This is a genomic window from Bifidobacterium sp. FKU (assembly GCF_026016385.1).
Classification (GTDB): Bacteria; Actinomycetota; Actinomycetes; order Actinomycetales; family Bifidobacteriaceae; genus Bifidobacterium; species Bifidobacterium infantis.
This window is the reverse complement of record NZ_CP092888.1, coordinates 301,500-320,033: the sequence shown is the minus strand read 5'-3', so window position 1 is coordinate 320,033 and position 18,534 is coordinate 301,500. Positions and strand designations below refer to the sequence as shown.

The window sequence follows — 18,534 nt, the reverse complement described above, 5'->3', positions numbered from 1 at the left end:
CCGCTAAGAGGCGGGGGAATCCTCGGCAAAATCAGTTGAATCGGTCATAGCGACGACGCCACCGAACGACGATGGACAGTATGGCGCCTATCGCCAGGACCGACACGGCCAGAACCGAGGCAAGCGACACATCGCCACCCGTGACGGGCAGTGACGGGCGAGGGTTGGGCGTGGTTGCCTCCGCCGGCGCCGGCGGCGTCTCGGGTTTCTCCGGTTCGCACGGTTTCTCCGGCTCGCATGGGGGAAGCACCCGCACACGCTCCCAGGCATCGTCATACCGGCTGGACGCCGGGGAGACACGGTCATCCCCCTCGAACCGCCAGACGAACACGTACCACCCATGCCGATCGGCGGTCAGATGCATGGGAGCGCCATGCGCGTCCAACGCCCCGGCGCCGATTTTGAACGTGCCATTCATCGCAGGAATCTCCCAGGTGGCCAGCAGTCGGTGGTTGTCGTCCTCCGTGGGAACCTCTCCCCCGGATGGCTTGTATGCCTCATCGTTGGAGGGGTTGTCGGGATCGCCGGACCACCATACGCTCACCGTCGCATACGGCTGATCCGCCGCGAAACCATAGGTTTCATCGCCCGTGAACTGGCCGTGGTCCGCCGGGAACCCCGATACGGTGATGGTGTCGCTGAGTTCGGCGCCGATATCCGCCGAATGTTCGGTGACCGTCGACATGACTTCGACCTTCCCGCGCCCCACGTTGCTTTCCGAAGCCTCCATGAACGGGCTCACCCAGTCGCCGGTAAGGTATTCCTGCGCCCGTTTGCTTTGCTCGCTCCGCCGGAACACCCACACCCAGGTGCCAAAGCCGCCGGTCTTCGGAGTCAGATAGGCGGCGTCACCGTCCGGCTTGGTCATGGCCTGCACACGAACCCGCTGCCCCACACCGGTGAAGGACGCCTTGCCATAAGCACCCGGCTTATGACCCGAGGACGCCAACCGGGCGAGAAAAGCGTCCGCGCTCTCCCGTGCGTTCGGCGCGATGACCTTGCCCAAATCGTCCTTGCCGAGCCCGTCGAAATAGTATCCACGCGCCTGCAGCTTCAGACCGGGCACCCAATGACTGCCCTCGTCCCCCACGCCGCTGGTCACATCATCGAACACCGGCGAAGCCGCATCAAGCACCTTATCGGACACCTGCGTGGACACCGACGGAACGAAATCCTTGCGCACCTGGAACGTCGACGACGAACCGCCGACGGAAGCCATCGAATCGAAGGCCAGCATGTCCTGAGTGCTGTCCATGACGTGCATCCGCCCATACTCGTATGTGGTGTTCGCCGTCACCTCGCCGGCACCGGTCGCCTCCCACGCGATCGAGGATCCGGCGCTCGTCGACACCCCCGAGAACGTGTTGCCGCCTTGGACGAACCGCGCCGGCCCCTGCAAGGTGACGGTGAACGGCACTCCCGCGATCGCGTCGCCGGCGCGGTTCACCACTTTCACCAAGATGGAACCGCTGCGCAAAGCCTCGGCATCGGTGCGTTCCACCGTCGTGCCCGCAGGCGTCTTGCCGGCCGATTGATCCCAGATCTGGGCCGCCTTCGCCACGATCTCGGGATACCGGCCTTGAATGACCGCCATCTGTCTCGCCCACTCGTCCCGATCGCGCCCGAAGTGATCCTGCACGATGATGCCGATCGCCGCATGGGTGGCGGCATCCGTGTCGCGGTACCGGTCAAGGATCCATGCCATACGCCGGGCGTTCTCATCGGAGGCAAGCACCGTGGTGGGGCCTATCACATAGTCGCTCAGCTTCCCCGCTTCGATGCAGTAGTATTTGTTGCCCGAAGCGTCCAGCCCCGCGACACCGACGTAATATTCCATATCGTTGTATGGAAACGTCACGTGATATCTTTCGTCGGCGGGCGTCAACGTCGCGGCATACGCCGTATTCGCCGAGCCGAACACCACTCCCACCATTATTATCAGACCGGTCAGCATCGCTACGATGGCCATGCCCCGTTGCCGCCATGTCGTTATCATCATTCGTCCTTTCCTGGTACGTTCCCCGCATACTGCACTGTGTACGGGTAGGCCACGATCATGGCAGATTTTCATTCACTACAGCCGGTTTTTCGGCCTATGTGGTCCGAGCTTGCCGTTTGCCGGCGAGTTGTGGATAACTCTTCCGCCGAGTTATCCACCTCATGCGGTTGACCGAACGTTTACCTGAAAGTTATCCACAATGTGCAACATATGTTCAAAAGCCTCTAGAATGGGGCCTTATGGCAGCAGTACAACATCGCGCGACCACGCGCACTAGTAATACCGATAACAACACCACGAAGACGAAGTCAAAGGCGACTTCTGCCCGAAAGAGCCCCGCAACCAAGAGCAAGAGAGTCAGCGCCGAAACGGCACGCGTCGCAGCAGCGCTGAAAGGCCTGGCTGTCGAAGCCCCCGCACCGTCCATCGAAGCAAACGAGCCCGGCCAGTTCGGCCGCATCAATGTCATGGACATCACTCCCGCCGAGGAGCGTGGCATCTTCCCCGCCCGTGTGGAACTCGGCGAACCGTTTGAGATGACCGCCCAAGTGTTCATCGAAGGCCGCACCAAGGTGGGTGCCACCGCCATCGTGCGCAACCCGCGCGGCAAGGAAACCATGCGCCAGGCCATGACCTGTATAAATCCCGGCCTCGATCGTTGGACCGTGATGGTCAAGTGCGGCGAGCACAGCGATCTGAAGCCTTGGGAGGATGGCTACGCGGCCGTCAAGCGTCAGCTCGGCGAATGGACCGTGACCATCGAAGGTTGGGAAGACACGTACGTTTCTTGGCTGCACGACACCCGTATCAAGGTGCGTGTGATGGACGACGTGGACAACGCACTCAATTCCGGTGCCGAGCTGCTGGCCCGTTGGGCCGCAACCCCGGACGCCGGCCTGACCGCACGCGATCGCAAGACCTTGGAGAAGGCCGCTGAGACCATGGCCGATCAGACGCTGAGCGCCGAGGATCGTCTCGCCGCCGGCGACAACCCGACCATCGCCGCCCTGCACGAGACTCACCCGCTGCGAGACGGCATCTCCCCCAGTCAGCCCCAGCGTTTCAAGGTGGAACGCCCGAAGTCCAGCTTCGCGGCTTGGTACCAGTTCTTCCCGCGTTCCGAAGGCGCCACCATCGATCCGAACACCGGCAAGATCATTCAGGGTACGCTGAAGACCTCGATGGCTGGTCTCGAACGCGCCGCTGCCGAGGGCTTCGACATCGTCTACCTGCCGCCGGTCTTCCCGATTGGCGTGACCAACCGCAAGGGCCGCAACAACACGCTGGTCGCCGGCCCCGACGACCCGGGCTCACCGTTCGGCATCGGCTCCGAGCTGGGTGGCCACGACACCGTGGATCCGCTGCTCGGCACCATGGACGATTTCAAGGCCCTATGCCGGCGTGCGCACGAACTCGGACTGGAGGTAGCGCTTGATTTCGCACTGCAGTGCTCGCCCGATCACCCGTGGGTCAGGGCTCATCCGAACTGGTTCCGTCACAAGCCGGACGGCTCCATCGCGTTCGCCGAGAACCCGCCGAAGAAGTATCAGGATATCTATCCGATCGACTTCAACGCCGACATGGCGGGCATCGAAAAGGAAGTCGAGCGCGTCATGGACCTGTGGATCAAGGCGGGCGTGACGATCTTCCGGGTCGATAATCCGCACACCAAGCCGGTGCGTTTCTGGCAGGACGTGATTGCCGCCGTGACCAAGAAGCACCCGGAGATCCTGTTCCTGGCCGAGGCATTCACCCGCCCAGGCATGATGCGCGCCCTGAGCTACGTGGGCTTCACCCAGTCCCACTGCTACTTCCCGTGGCGCAACACCAAGGACGAACTGGAAGAGTATCTGCCGGTCACCAATGGCGACGACGGCTACTACCAGCACAACACCTTCTGGCCCACCACGCCGGATATTCTCACCGCTTACATGCGAGACAACGGCGTAGCCGGCCACTGCGTGCGTGCGGTGCTGGCAGCCATGGGCTCGCCGTCCTGGGGTATCTACAACGGTTACGAACTCATCGAGAACAAGCAGCGCCCCGGCTTCGAAGAGCAGATCGACAACGAGAAGTACGAGGTCAAGGTTCGCGATTGGAGCAAGGCCAAGCAGTACGGCGTGGCCGAGATGCTCACCGCGCTCAACAAGATTCGTCGCGCCCACCCGGCCGCGTTGAGCTACCACAACCTCACCGTGCTGCCTACGTCCGACCCGAATATTCTGGCTTTCGCACGCCACACGCCGGCCGAACTGACCGGTACCGGCCAAGCGGACACGCTGATTGTGGTCGTGAACCTCGATGGACACAACGCACACCAGTCGATGATTCACCTGGAACTCGGCGAGCTGGGTCTGCCCACCGACCGCCCGCTCAACGTGCGCGACGAGCTGACCGGCCGCGAATTCCAGTGGGGTTGGGACAACTACGTGTCTCTGGCTCCTTGGGCGGATGTGGCCCACATCCTGTCCGTGCAGTGATGCGGTACTGCAACGGTAATGCAACAGTGATGCCGCTTACGCGCACGGGTATATCGTGCGCGTAAACCGCTAGAAATCCTCCCCTCAACGGGAGGATTTCGTCTGTTTAGGCATAGTGTCGGCATAATCTCAGCACGGTTTCTTGAGTTCCGCACCTGTTTTGCAGGCGCAAACAGGGTATTGTGGTGAGACGATAACGTAACCGTCGATTTTCAAGGAGAACTGACATGGCAGAGACCTTCAACGTCGTTGTGGAAATTCCGCGCGGCTCCAAGAACAAGTACGAAGTCGATCACGATACCGGTCGCGTCTTCCTGGACCGTACCCTGTTCACCGCAATGGGTTACCCGGATGACTACGGCTACATCGACGGCACCCTGGGCGAGGACGGCGATCCGCTGGACGCTCTCGTGATGATTCCGAACTCCGTGTTCCCGGGCTGCGTGGTCGAGTGCCGCGCCGTGGGCCTGTACCACATGGTCGACGAGGCCGGCGGCGACGACAAGGTGCTGTGCGTGCCCGCCGACGTTCGTTTCGACGACATCAAGGACATCGACGACGTCAACGAGTACCACAAGGCCGAAATCAAGCACTTCTTCGAACAGTACAAGGCTCTGGAGCCGGGCAAGGAAGTCCTGCCCGGAGACTACTGGACCGGTGCTGACGCCGCCGAGAAGGAAATCATCGCGGCACGCGAACGCCTCGCCAACGAAGGCAAGTGATTTCCTTTAGGAAAGCCCGGTGGGCTTTCCGGCGGCGGCGTACGAAGACGCGACAGCGGCTGAGCCAGCATTGAGCCGGCCGCAGGCCGTCCGTAATTGCATGCCGAGAAGGAAATCATCGCGGCACGCGAACGCCTCGCCAACGAAGGCAAGTGATTCGATTCCGAATCGTCGGCGGGAGACCTCTCCGGAGGCCTCCCGCCTTTTTGATTCGACGCGCATCGCGTGATATAGTGCTGATGTATTTTTCAGCTAGGCGTAGGCGGCGTGTGGGAACGCTGGTCGAGGCCCATCGTCTGGAGTTCGGGCGATGAACCTTCCATCACATCATGATTGCGATAATCGTTCAGACCCTGCTCATTTCCGTCTCCGTCGCCATGGATGCGTTCGCCGTCTCCATCGGCAAGGGACTCACCGTCTCCCGCGTAAGACCCGGGGATGCCGTCAGATCGGCGCTCTGGTTCGGCGGCTCCCAGGCCCTCTTCCTCATACTGGGGCATTACGCGGCCTCCGCATTCAGCGCGTATGTAACCGCATTCGATCATTGGATCATCTTCGGTTTGCTGGCGTTCATCGGCGGCAACATGGTGCATGAGGCATACGAGGAGGACGCGGAGAACGCCAAGGAGACCGCGCAATTCGACTGGAAGCACATGCTGCCGCTCGCCGTGGCGTGCAGCATCGACGCCTTCGCCGTGGGCGTGAGTCTGGCGTTCATGGCAACCAGCGTGCCGTTCGCCATCCTCTGCATCAGCGTGGTGACCGGCCTCTTCTCCGCGGCGGGCCTGTACATCGGGCGCGCCTTCGGCGCTCACTGGCAGAAACCCGCGCAGATCGCAGGCGGTGTGGTGTTGATTCTGATCGGCGTCAAAGTGCTGTTGGAGCATCTGGGCGTCATCGCGTTCTGACTTGCCGTCACGCATCTCGTCGCCACGGATGGCCATCAATGCTCGACGGCACCGTTCCAACGCCCGACGTAGGATTGACGTAGCGATTCGATTATCTGAGAGGCGTACCATGGCAGAAATCACCTGGAAGGAATGCAAGAACAAGGTTCTGCGCATGCTGCTGGTCCAGCTGTCGGCCTACGCATTGCTCATCGCGGCCGCGGCCGTCACCCTGCCCGGCGCCGACCCCACCGCCCCCCGGGTCGTCGCCTGCCTGACGCTGGTCGTGTTCCTTGTTTTCTGGCCGTTGCGCGGCACGATGCTGGATCGCGTCGTCACCTTGCTGTTCGGCGCGGCCTCCCTGATGTTCGTCACCGTGCCGTTCCCCGCCGGCAAGGTGCCGCCGGACCAGACCGCCGCGGATGGTTCGACGCTTCCGTGGTATTCGTGGGCGTTGGCCATGGGCCTGCTGCTGGTCATGTTGGTGGTCTTCTCGTTCGGACGTCAGATGGCCCGCGAGAAGCGGGACCATCTCATCCGCGCCCTGTCCCACGCCGTGACTTCCGGTGTGGCGGCTCTCGCCGTGGCCGGCTGGTGCTTCCTGCCTGATTTGGGCGCAATGCTTGCCAAGGGCACCGTTGCGGGAACTGTTGCCCTGATCATCCTCATCGTTTTGGGACTGGCCTTGGCCGTGGCCTCCACGTTGTGGGTGCGCGACGCCGATCCGGACCCGGATATCCGCTATCCGTGGATCGGCACCGGCCTGATGTCGGTAATGCTGATGGGCGTGACCATCGCCGCAACCGCACTGGTGCTCGGCCGTATCATCGGTTGATGGACGTCCGCCGTTCCATATTCCGCAAACTTGTAACCTATGTGTCCACTACAAGCGCGTAGAATAATGAAAACTTTGCGAAAGCGGCATAACGCCGCTGACGACTCGTACGGCCACACTAAGCAATTGCGTAACACATTGCAGGATAAAGGGGGATTAGCGTGACGGATCTTACGTTGATGACTTTCGCCAGCGACCCCGCCACCGTTTTGCCATCACTCGCCCTGCTTTCTCATCGCGTCCGTGTACTGCCGATGGATGCAGCCAGCTTGGTGAAGATGCCGGAGAACACCATTCTGTTTCTGGATGCACGCGATGATCTGGCGACCGCCAAAACCTTGTGCCGCCTCATCCACGCTTCCGGCCTATCCACGCCGATCGTACTGGTGCTGACTGAAGGCGGCTTCACCGTGGTCAACTCCCAGTGGGGTATTGCGGATGTGGTGGTCACCACCGCTTCCCCGGCTGAAGTCGAGGGCCGATTGCGATTGGTCTCCGAGCGCGGCAACGCTCCCACAGCCGCAGCAGCCGGTTCTCCCGCCGAATCCACCACCACGGTGGAAGATGGCCAGATTCGCTCCGGCGACCTCATCGTGGACACCAACGGCTATACCGCCTCCCTGCATGGACGCCCCATCGATCTGGCATACAAGGAGTTCGAACTCCTCAAGTACTTGGTCCAGCACCCCGGCCGCGTGTTCACGCGCGCCCAGTTGCTGCAGGAAGTATGGGGCTACGACTACTACGGTGGCACTCGTACGGTCGACGTGCATATCCGTCGTCTGCGCGCCAAGCTCGGCGGTGAATACGAACACCTCATCGGCACCGTGCGCAACGTGGGCTACCGATTCGACCCGCCGGAGACGGATAAGGAAACTGCCGCCGCACAGCAGGCCGCCAAAGCATCCTCTGCCGCCATCGACGCCGATGACGATACTCCCGATCTCAACACCGCCGCCTGACAGACCAGCAGCGCTGCAAACTACCAATCATCGACACTACGCCGCTTAGATCCATACGATGAGAGAAACCAAATCCGCGCGTCTCACGCGCATGCATGACGAATACGACATTCTGCGCCAGGTGATTCCGGCGCCAGCTTGCGCACTGCATTTCTCGAATCCGTTCGAACTGCTGATCGCCACCGTGCTCAGCGCCCAGACCACCGACAAGCGTGTCAACACGGTCACCCCCGAACTCTTCGCCACCTTCCCCACCGCTCGTGACTTGGCGGCCGCGAATCCGGCCCAAGTCGAAGACATCATTCATCCACTGGGGTTCTATCGTTCGAAAACCCAGCATCTCATCGGACTGGCCACGGCACTGGACGAACGGTTCGGCGGCGTGGTGCCGCGCACGATGGATGGACTGACCAGCTTGCCGGGGGTCGGCCGCAAAACCGCGAACGTCGTGCTCGGCAACGCATTCGATATCCCCGGATTCCCGGTCGATACGCATGTGATGCGCGTAACCGGACGACTGCGTTGGCGGTCGGATTGGCGGTCCGCGCACCCTGATCCCGTGAAAATCGAGAAGGAAATCACCGCCTGTTTTCCGCCCGAAGAGTGGACGAATCTCAGCCACCGACTGATTCTGTTCGGCCGAGCCACATGCCATGCACGTACCCCTGACTGCGCCAACTGCCCGCTGTCCGACACCTGCCCTAGCTATGCGCCGCCAGCCGGCAAGAGCACGTCCAAGCACTAGCTCATGCCTCATCATGGTGAATTGCGGATTCTAGGCTGAGTCCACCGCTAGACTGAAGACCATGCAGCACAGCAAGCGGAACAATACATGGTCCGAGTGGGGGATTTTTTTCGGAGTCGCCGTGGCACTCGGCGCACTCGTGGTTGTGGGATGGACGTTCATGCAAAACCGGTTCCAGCCGGGATCGCCTCTCGATGCCGATGTGACCATTGGCATCGGCGATATGCCGCAATCCTTGGATATTCGGTCCGATTCCTCTGCAGCAGCCGAACGTCTGCTCATCGACAATGTGTATGAGACATTAGTGACCGTCGATCAAGACAACAAGCTTCAGCCGGGACTGGCGACAAGCTGGAAGACTTCCGATGACGGACTGACCGTCACCCTGACACTGCAATCGGGCGTCACCTTCTCGAACGGTCATACGTTGGACGCCTCGGACGCCGTGTGGTCGTTGCAACAGAACGTGACCAACAAGGTGGCGGACTTCGACGAATTGGGCGATCTGGCGTCGGTCACCAATCCGAACGCCACCACGGTGGTCATCACGCTTGCCAAACCCAATCCGACGCTGTTGCGAGCGCTGTCCGGCAGACTCGGCATTGTCTACGATTCCGAGTCGTCCAGTGCCGATTATCAACGCAAGGCCATAGGTTCCGGACCATTCATCGTGGCCGATTTCCAGCCTGGCCATTCCCTGAAGCTGGCGCGCAGCGATACCTACCATGGCACCAAAACGGCCAGCAATGTCGTTGAATTTATGCAATACTCCGACGCCGATGCGCTCAGCAAGGCCCTGACCGACGGCAGTCTCGATATGGCGGCACCGGTTTCGGCTTCGACGGCCACCGGTTTGAACGACAAGGATGGCCTGACCGTCAAGGAGGGGGCCACTACGGATAAGGTGCTGCTGGCCTACAACAACGGTACCGATTCGCTGCTCTCCGACGAACAGGCGCGTAAAGCCTTCCGCTATCAAATCGACGCAGCCGGCATCGCCTCCGCCCAACCCGACGCTGCCGGAGCATTGGGCGGCCCCATCAGCCCGCTGGAACCCGGATACGAAGATCTGACCGGACTGTACCCGCATGACGAAAACCAAGCCGGGCAGATGTTCTCCTACTTCGGCGCGCAATATCTGACTACGGTGAATCTGGTGGTTCCCGAAGAATACCGGTCGTTGGCCGAAACCATCAAGCAGCAGATCGAGCGGCAGCCGCGCCCCACGGTGAACCTTGAAGTGCTCTCCGATGAGGATTATGCCAAACGAATCAAGGACGGCAAATGGGAACTGACCGTGATGAGCATGGACGGCACGGATGATGCCGGCATATTCGCCGACCCTGATTCCATGTTCCATTACGACCATACCGAAGCGCAACAGGCCTATGCGGATGCTCGCGCCGCCACTAATGACGCCGATTATGAGGCACGAATGAAGGCGTACGCCCGGCTGATCAGCGAGGATGCGGCCAGTGATTGGCTGTATACCCGCAAATGCTTCACTGTGGCGTCCACCAAGGTCTCCGGCTACCCGACCTCGATGATCAATCGCCGCATGCCGCTGGCCGGGTTGACGGTGAAATAGGCAACCTTCAGTCACGGACGGACTACGCCCGATAGTCCTTGGCTCACTATCGTTCGATCGTTCGTACCTCGCCTGCGAACAGCCTACTGGGCTGTTTACTGTACAGTTCGGCTTGTCATGCAACGTGCATAAACTTTGGCTTTATGACTGAAGGCAAATCCATCATCAACGCCAACCTCACCCCGCTGCCCGACAAGGTCGGTGTGGACGGACTTGAGGACAAGTGGCGCGCCGTCTGGGATGAAGACGGCACCTACAAATTCCGCAACACCCGCGACCGCAAGGCCGTCTACTCCATCGACACCCCGCCGCCCACCGTCTCCGGTTCGCTGCACGTGGGCCACGTGTTCTCCTACACGCATACCGATGTGATCGCACGCTACAAGCGCATGCGCGGCTACGACGTGTTCTACCCGATGGGTTGGGATGACAACGGCCTGCCTACCGAGCGCCGTGTGCAGAACTACTATGGCGTGCGCGTGGACGTGTCTCTGCCTTACGACCCGGACTTCAAGCCGCCGTTCGAGGGCACCGATGGCAAGAAGATTGACGCCAAGGATCAGGTGCCGATTTCCCGCAAGAACTTCATCGAGCTGTGCGAGCGTCTGACTGCTCAGGACGAGAAACTGTTTGAGGCCCTGTGGCGCAAGCTGGGCCTGTCGATCGACTGGTCGCAGACCTACCACACCATCGGCCAGCACCCGCAGCGCGTGGCCCAGAAGGCCTTCCTGCGCAACCTCGCCCGTGGCGAGGCCTACCAGCAGGACGCCCCCGGCCTGTGGGACGTGACCTTCCAGACCGCCGTGGCCCAGGCCGAGCTCGAGTCCCGCGAATACCCCGGCTTCTACCACAAGGTGGCCTTCCGCTTTGAGGACGGCACCCCGATCTACATCGAGACCACCCGCCCCGAACTGCTGGCGGCCTGCACCTCGCTGATCGCCAACCCGAACGACGAGCGCTACAAGCAGTACTTCGGCCAGTACGTCTACTCCCCTCTGTTCAAGGTCAAGGTGTCGATTCTGGCGCACCCGGCCGCCGAAATGGACAAGGGTGCCGGTATCGCCATGTGCTGTACGTTCGGTGATGTGACCGACGTCGAGTGGTGGCGCGACCTGAAGCTGCCCACCCGCCCGATCATCCAGCGCAACGGCCGTATCGTGATGGATACCCCGGACTGGATCGAGGACCCGGCCGGCCGCGAGGTCTTTGCCGAAACCGCGGGTAAGACCACGTTCTCCGCCCGCAAGATCATCGTCGACAAGCTGCGCGAGTCCGGAGATCTGGACGGCGAGCCGACCCCGACCAAGCGTATGACGAACTTCTACGAGAAGGGCGACAAGCCGCTCGAGATCGTCACCTCCCGCCAGTGGTATTTGAAGAACGGCGGTACCGACGCCAAGCTGAACGCCGAGCTTATCGAGCGCGGCAAGGAACTCGAGTTCCACCCCGACTTCATGCGCGTGCGTTATGAGAACTGGGTCCACGGCCTCAACGGCGACTGGCTGATCTCCCGTCAGCGCTTCTTCGGCGTCCCGTTCCCGCTGTGGTACCCGGTGAACGCTTCCGGCGAGCCGGATTACGATCACCCGATCACTCCGTCCGAGGATCGTCTGCCGATCGATCCGACCATCGACGTGCCGGAGGGCTACGACGAGTCCCAGCGTGATGTGCCCGGTGGTTTCACCGCCGAAAAGGACATCATGGACACCTGGGCCACCTCTTCGCTGACCCCGCAGATCGTGGCCCACTGGGCCGAGCCGGATGAGGCCTCCAAGGCCCTGTTCGCTTCCACCTTCCCGATGGACCTGCGCCCGCAGGGTCAGGACATCATCCGCACCTGGCTGTTCTCGACTGTGGACCGCGCGCATCTGGAGAACAAGTGCCTGCCGTGGGCTCACGCCACGCTGTCCGGCTGGATTCTGGATCCCGACCATAAGAAGATGTCGAAGTCCAAGGGCAACGTCGTGGTGCCGAACGAGCCGATCGAGAAGTTCGGCGCGGACGCCGTGCGTTACTGGGCCGCCGCCGCTCGCCTCGGCCTGGACGCCACGTACGACATCGGCCAGATGAAGATCGGCCGTCGACTGGCCATCAAGCTGCTGAACGCCACCAAGTTCGCGCTGGCCATCGGCCGCGAGGACGAGAACCATCATGTGGGTGCCGCCGCCCAGGCCGCATGGAACCCGGCCGACGTGACCGAGCCGCTGGATCGCGCCGCTATGGCCAAGCTGGCTTTGGTGGTGCGTCAGGCCACCGAGGCGCTGGAATCCTACGAGCATTCCAAGGCGCTGGAGACCATCGAGTCCTACTTCTGGCAGTTCTGCGACGACTACATCGAGCTGGTCAAGAACCGCGCCTATGGCACCCCGGATGAGCAGGGCCACGTACCGTCCGAGAAGGCCGTGAAGTCCGCACGCACCGCACTGGGTCTGGGCCTTGACGCCTTCGCCCGTCTGCTGGCCCCGTATCTGCCGTACGCCACCGAGGAAGTGTGGAGCTGGATGCACGCCGGTTCCGGTTCCGTGCATCGCGCCGCCTGGCCGGTCGTGGACCCGTATGTCGAGGCCGCCACCGGTGCTTCCCCCGAGCTGCTGACTTGGGCCGGCAAGGCCGTGGAGCAGTTGCGTAAGATCAAGTCCGAGGCCAAGGTCTCCATGAAGACCCCGATCCTGTCCGTGGCGCTGTCCGCGGCGGCGGATGGCGTGGATGCGATTCACGCCGCCTTGGGCGATATCGCGCAGGCCGGTCGCGTGGTCGGCAAGTTCGACTTGGTGGCCAAGCACGCTGAGGAATCCGCCGCCGAAGACGCGCCCGAAACCGAGGTCGCCGTCGAAGCCAGCGAGCTCGGTGAGCCGCCAGCCAAGAAGCCAAAGCACTGAGCGTTGCGCACAACAACAGTAGGTCTCACGGCAATGCCGCTCGTTCCGAGCCTACGGGAAGCCCACCGGGCTTCCCGCTTAACGGCTCGGCCAGCTAAGAAGCCAAAGCACTGAGCGTTGCGCGCAGCAGCAAAAGAGGGGAACCTCCTATTGAGGTTCCCCTCTTTTGTTTTTTGACGTTCGGATGACACGACTGTGGGACGGCACGCAAATATCCCGCATTGTAAGCTGGCGGCCCACAATAGCGTGGGCCACCACGCGTGTCAAACGTTTTATATACGCGGCGTCCCACAGACCAAATCAACAAATCCTTGGAATTTAGCCATTCTTCAAACTATAGTTAGCTCTGACTTACAAGAGGGTGTGGGACGCCGCATCGAAAAAGCCAGTTTTTGACGCGGCGTCCCACACCGATAACGCACTTTACGCGTATTGGGCACCTGTCACATGCGGATTTTCCCGCATACACCATCACACCGTCGGAATCACGATGAGATATCGGGTTTCGGCGGTTTTCTGTTGCGTATTGGGGCTATCGAGCTGCGCGACGGCCTGCGCCAAGAGCGTGCCAGCATCGCTGATCTCCACGGTCTCATTAATCAGCGCGTTCATATCGTGCTTGAGCAGCGTGCCGCCAGTGCCAAAACCGAACAGTACTGGAGCGGTGTCAAGATTGTTGCCGGAATCGCCAGTATCGCTCGACTTGGCTGAGTCGTTCGTTCCCGAACCAGCGCTCTTAGACGAGTCGGACTTATCACCACCACCGATGGCCGAAGTAAGACCACCCGCATAGTTCATCACATCGCCAGCAGACATGGACATGGTGTCATCGACCAGTGAGGCCTTGGAATGCTGCGACTGCTGCTGTTGCACGGCTTTGGCCTGCTTACGGGCAGCATCAGCCTTACGCTTGGCTTGGGTGGCCCGGGTCTTACCGTAGAACGATTGCGATTGCGAATCGACCAGGCTAGTCAGTGCCTGAGCCTCGGTCACCGGACCGGAAGAGACATCACCGGACGAGCCATCACCATCACTGCCGGAAGCCGAGGACGCGCCGCCTTCGAACTGATCGGAGAATCGCAATACAATCTGGCGCAAGGCCGTGGCTTTGCCCGTATGCTCGGAGGCGGTGGCAAGCGTGCTCATCGCGGCATCGACCTTGGATTGAGCGTCGGCGAGTTCATCGCTACCGTTGGTTTCGGCGATGGCTTGGCTCTCGTAAGCGGTGGCGCCCGAGGACGTGCCACCGGTCAGGGCGCTCAAATTGGCCGTATAGACGTCCGTGTATTTCATCGAATACGGAATCATTGCGGCGGAGAGCTGGCTCTGTCCATCGGCGTATTGTTTGGAGCCTCGAGTGGCTTCCTCCGAAGCCTCGGCGGTCAGATCATCCACCAGTCCGGTGGTGCCTTGCTGCTGGATGCGGCGAATCACCTCGTCCAACGCATCGACCGCACCGGCATGCTGATGTGCGGCACTGACGTTGTTCACCGCGTTGGCCAAGTCGAGTACGGCTTGAGCCAAAGGCGTGTCCCCGGACAGTTCGCCGGCCGTGCCCATCAACGCCGGCAACTGGGTGGAGGTGCCAATCGATCCAGACAGGTGCGTGGTATATGCGCCCACATACGCGGCCATATAGTCTTCAAACGTCCGCTTATGGGCGGTTTCGCGTTCGGCCACTACAGACTTGTTCAATGCACGCTCGTTATCGCGCAGGGTTTGAAGCTGCTCGATGAGCTGTTGCTGTTCACCGGAACCGGCGTCGGTCAGTGCATCAACCAGTGTGTCGGCAGAGGCGGTGAGTTGGGCGACATCCGTATCGGCAGCAGGCTGTGCGGCAGCATTCGCGGCATCGGGATTAGCACCAACTGCCGGACTGCTGGAATTGGCAGGCAATACGGCGAGCGCCACGGAACTCATGGAGAAGTCTTTGGCGTTCATATAGCAGCTGAATTCCAAGCCGGTTGCGGCTTTTCCAGCTGCGGCGACTACGGTATTGGAACCTTGCGTGGTTACCGTAATGGAGTTGTCAGCGGAAACATCATCGGCTACCTGCGTAGGCACGGTAAAGGCGACAACCGGGATCGTACGGTTGGCCTCCTTGGTTTGCGGTTTAATATCGATATACACGCCGATCAGTCCAGACGCGCCGGCAACCTCGTTTGCCTCGACGTTCGGACCGTCAAGCGAGTAGGTGACGCTGACTTTCCATGGCAGGGTGGCGGCGGAAGCGGGGATACGAGAAACCTTGGACGTGCCGGAATCACTATTGGCGGAATCGGTATCAGTGGAACCGCTATTGCCGGAATCGGCACTGGCGCCATTGCCGGCGCCGCCCTTCCCTACCACATACCAACGGACCGGCTCCCCCTCGGCATCGGTGACAGCGTACATATCACTTGCCGTAGCGAGCACCGGACCGTAATCAACCGGAGTCGGACGAGACATCCAAGCACCGCCGAGAATCGAAGCCACGCACAATGCGCAACTGACCAGTGCGGTGCCACATCTCATCTACGTATCCCATTCATACAGTCGGCCACTATGGGCATTCCATTCCCGTATTAATGTAGTCGCTGCAGGCAACTTGCCCTATAGACGAATATCCGAAAGGTGCCCATTCGCTGCGGGCGAATCAGGCGAATACGTCGAGTACGCCCGGGTCGCCACCGGCATCGGCTATGCGTTGGTGGCGCTTCTTGGCTTCGGTAACCACGAATTCACGGTACATCTCGGCAATTTCCGGATCAAGCCCGGCATCGATGGCGATGCGGTGGAGGCGCTCGATCTGATAGTCCTCACGCTTGGTGTCTTCGGGTGCGAATCCGGCGTTGGCTTTGAGCACGCCGACCTGCGAGGTGGTCTTGAACCGCTCGGCCAGTAATGCGATGGCCGCCGAATCGATGTTATCGATGGTTTGGCGCAGCGCTTTGATGCGCGCCACCGCTTGTGCGGTTTCCGGGTGGGCCGCCGCCTGGGCGGAGTCGATGGTGGTCCTTTGCCAGTCGCTGCTCGTTTCGCTCATAGATTCGAGGATACTCCCGATTACGGCTTTGCACGATGCGCAAAGTCAGATATCTCAGATGTCATAGTCGCCGGTGGGGATATGGCTGGCATCCGCATCGCCGAATATGGCCGCACCATTGCCCACTCCCAGAACAATCGAACACATGGATGCCTCTTTCATCTCATATATCGTCAGCGTGCATGTGAACGTTGACGGCAATACTACAACTGCAATGTGATAGTTGATGTATTTGCATCATATACGACAAGGGCTGCACCCCGTATCAATCGGGGTGCAGCCCTTACACTATTGTTCAGCGGTCTGATCAGTTGCCGTTGACCGCGTTGCCGGTGTTGGCCTGCTGCACGATGGCGGCGAGGAAGTCGCGGTTGGTGGCGGTCTTCTTGAGGCGCGGCACCAGCGTCTGGTAGGCCTGCTCGGGCTCCATGCCTCCCAGCAGACGACGCAGACGGTAGATGACCGGCAGTTCCTGCGGATTGGTGATGAGCTCCTCGCGGCGGGTGCCGGAAGCGTTGATGTCGATGGCCGGGAACAGTCGCTTGTCCGCCAGCTCGCGGGACAGGCGCAGCTCCATGTTGCCGGTGCCCTTGAACTCCTCGAAAATCACCTCGTCCATCTTGGAGCCGGTTTCCACCAGCGCAGAGGAGATGATGGTCAGGGAGCCGCCGTTCTCGATGTTGCGGGCCGCACCGAAGAACTTCTTCGGCGGGTAGAGGGCCTGCGCGTCCACACCACCGGACAGGATGCGGCCGGAGGCAGGGGCTGCGATGTTGTAAGCGCGAGCCAGTCGGGTCATGGAATCGAGCAGTACGACCACGTCCTGGCCGAGCTCCACAAGACGCTTGGCGCGTTCGATGGCCAGTTCGGCAACCGTGGTGTGATCGGAGGCCGGACGGTCGAAGGTGGAGGAAATGACCTCGCCCTGGACCGTGCGCTCCATATCGGTGACCTCTTCGGGGCGCTCGTCCACGAGCACCACCATAAGGTGGACCTCGGGGTTGTTGGCGGCGATGGAGTTGGCGATGTTCTGCAGGGTGATGGTCTTACCGGCCTTCGGCGGGGAGACAATCAGACCACGCTGGCCCTTGCCGATCGGGGAAACGATATCCATGATACGGCCGGTGAGCTTGTTCGGGGCGGTCTCCTGCTTCAAACGCTCCTGCGGGTACAGCGGCGTGAGCTTGGAGAACTGCGGACGGTTGAGCGCATCCTCGACGCTTTGGCCGTTGATGGAATCGATGGCCTGCAGCGGCACGAACTTCTGGCGCTGGTTGCGACGGTCGCCTTCGCGCGGGGCGCGAATCGAACCATGGACGGCATCGCCCTTGCGCAGGCCGTACTTCTTGACCTGGCCCATGGAAACGTACACGTCGTTCGGGCCTGGCAGGTAGCCGGAAGTGCGCACAAAAGCGTAGGAGTCGAGCACGTCGACGATGCCGGCCACCGGCACCAGATCCTCCTGCGGCTCTTCGCGGCGGCTATCACGGTCATTGCGATCGCTACGATTATCGCGATCATCATAGCGACGATCATCATCGGCGTTGTCGCGATCACGGCCACGCATGCGGCGGTTACGGCGATCGTTGCGATCATTACGGTTATCGCGATCGTTACGATCGCTACGGTCGCGGCGGTTACGACGCACAAACTCGTGATCGTCGTTTTGCTCGCCGTCTTCGGACGTTTCCTCGTGCTTCTGCGTGGGCAGCGTGGCCAGGATATCGTCGAGGTCACGCACGGTTTCTTCGCTGTTTTCCGCAGTGCGACGGCGGCGGCGAGGCTGCTCGTCCTCATCATCACGGACTCGGCGAATCAGAGGAACTTCCACGTCCTCATGGCGCTCGCGGCGACGCTCGGTAGGCGCTGCATCTCCCAAATCGAGCGTGGCCAGCAGACCGCCGGCCTCATCGGCCTTCTTGCGCGGCTTGCGGCGAGCGAAATCGGACTGGTCGTCATCGCGACGACGACGGGCCGCACGCGGTTCGAATGCGGCATCATCGGCGGCCTTACGACGGGTGCGTCGCGGTTCGGTCTCGTCTTTCTTGGCATCGTCGGCCACGGGAAGCGGCAAATCGAGCTGCGGTTCCGTGGCAGCCGGAGCCGGAGCCAGCGACTGGGTGGCCACGTCAGCATTGTCTGTGGTGCTGGCCTCAGCGGCATCGGACTGCGGAGCCTTGACGACCTTGGCGGTTTTGGCGGCCTTGGGGGCGCGCACGGTCACACCGGCCGGCGGCTCTCCACCATTGCGCGCCGCCTGCAGGGTGGCGAGCAGCTCGGGCTTGCGCATGGTCGACGTGCCGCGCAGGCCCATCTGTTTAGCGAGCTCTTTGAGCTCAGGCAGCTTCATATCCTCAAGATTCTGGCTATTTGCCACTGGTTGCCCTTTCCATACCGAACAGGCCCATGCCT

General features: G+C 61.3%; 12 protein-coding genes. 8 read left to right on the top strand and 4 right to left on the bottom strand.

The annotated features are described in order from the left end of the window. Positions 1-31 precede the first annotated feature (31 nt). Entirely contained in the window at positions 32-1,996 is a 1,965-nt protein-coding gene (locus tag MMB48_RS01405; protein WP_032744655.1) for a cell surface protein, read from the bottom strand. A gap of 242 nt (positions 1,997-2,238) precedes the next feature. Between MMB48_RS01405 and MMB48_RS01400 the strand changes: the two genes are divergently transcribed. The 8 genes from MMB48_RS01400 to valS all read left to right on the top strand — a co-directional run bounded on the left by MMB48_RS01400 (position 2,239) and on the right by valS (position 13,097). Further along, positions 2,239-4,479 carry an alpha-1,4-glucan--maltose-1-phosphate maltosyltransferase gene (locus tag MMB48_RS01400; RefSeq protein ID WP_032744560.1) on the top strand — a complete coding sequence of 747 codons (2,241 nt, stop codon included), beginning with the start codon at positions 2,239-2,241 and terminating at the stop codon, positions 4,477-4,479. 227 nt (positions 4,480-4,706) lie between these two features. Next, positions 4,707-5,201, top strand: a complete 495-nt coding sequence (locus MMB48_RS01395) for an inorganic diphosphatase (RefSeq protein WP_032744559.1) — start codon at positions 4,707-4,709, stop codon at positions 5,199-5,201. Positions 5,202-5,530: 329 nt separating this feature from the next. Further along, complete coding sequence (locus MMB48_RS01390; RefSeq protein WP_012576717.1) at positions 5,531-6,109, top strand: manganese efflux pump MntP family protein; 579 nt, start codon at positions 5,531-5,533, stop codon at positions 6,107-6,109. Between the two features lie 109 nt (positions 6,110-6,218). Then, positions 6,219-6,923: a hypothetical protein gene (locus tag MMB48_RS01385; protein ID WP_032744558.1), complete on the top strand. Its 705-nt coding sequence runs from the start codon at positions 6,219-6,221 to the stop codon at positions 6,921-6,923. Positions 6,924-7,102: 179 nt separating this feature from the next. Continuing rightward, a complete protein-coding gene (locus MMB48_RS01380; RefSeq protein ID WP_032744557.1) occupies positions 7,103-7,885 on the top strand; it encodes a winged-helix domain-containing protein in 783 nt (260 codons plus the stop codon). 58 nt (positions 7,886-7,943) lie between these two features. Further along, on the top strand, positions 7,944-8,630 hold the full coding sequence (nth, locus tag MMB48_RS01375; RefSeq protein ID WP_032744556.1) for an endonuclease III: 687 nt from the start codon (positions 7,944-7,946) through the stop codon (positions 8,628-8,630). Positions 8,631-8,691: 61 nt separating this feature from the next. After that, on the top strand, positions 8,692-10,218 hold the full coding sequence (locus MMB48_RS01370; RefSeq protein WP_032744555.1) for an ABC transporter substrate-binding protein: 1,527 nt from the start codon (positions 8,692-8,694) through the stop codon (positions 10,216-10,218). A 143-nt stretch (positions 10,219-10,361) separates the two neighbouring features. Then, positions 10,362-13,097: a valine--tRNA ligase gene (valS, locus tag MMB48_RS01365; protein WP_032744554.1), complete on the top strand. Its 2,736-nt coding sequence runs from the start codon at positions 10,362-10,364 to the stop codon at positions 13,095-13,097. A 471-nt stretch (positions 13,098-13,568) separates the two neighbouring features. Here valS and MMB48_RS01360 read toward each other — a convergent pair whose 3' ends face one another. The 3 genes from MMB48_RS01360 to rho all read right to left on the bottom strand — a co-directional run bounded on the left by MMB48_RS01360 (position 13,569) and on the right by rho (position 18,499). Further along, on the bottom strand, positions 13,569-15,611 hold the full coding sequence (locus MMB48_RS01360; RefSeq protein ID WP_032744553.1) for a hypothetical protein: 2,043 nt from the start codon (positions 15,609-15,611) through the stop codon (positions 13,569-13,571). 121 nt (positions 15,612-15,732) lie between these two features. Beyond that, on the bottom strand, positions 15,733-16,122 hold the full coding sequence (locus tag MMB48_RS01355) for a chorismate mutase (RefSeq protein ID WP_032744552.1): 390 nt from the start codon (positions 16,120-16,122) through the stop codon (positions 15,733-15,735). A 307-nt stretch (positions 16,123-16,429) separates the two neighbouring features. Further along, the gene (gene rho, locus MMB48_RS01350) at positions 16,430-18,499 is read right to left on the bottom strand and encodes a transcription termination factor Rho (protein ID WP_032744551.1); all 2,070 of its coding nucleotides are present in this window, start codon (positions 18,497-18,499) and stop codon (positions 16,430-16,432) included. Positions 18,500-18,534: the final 35 nt, after the last annotated feature.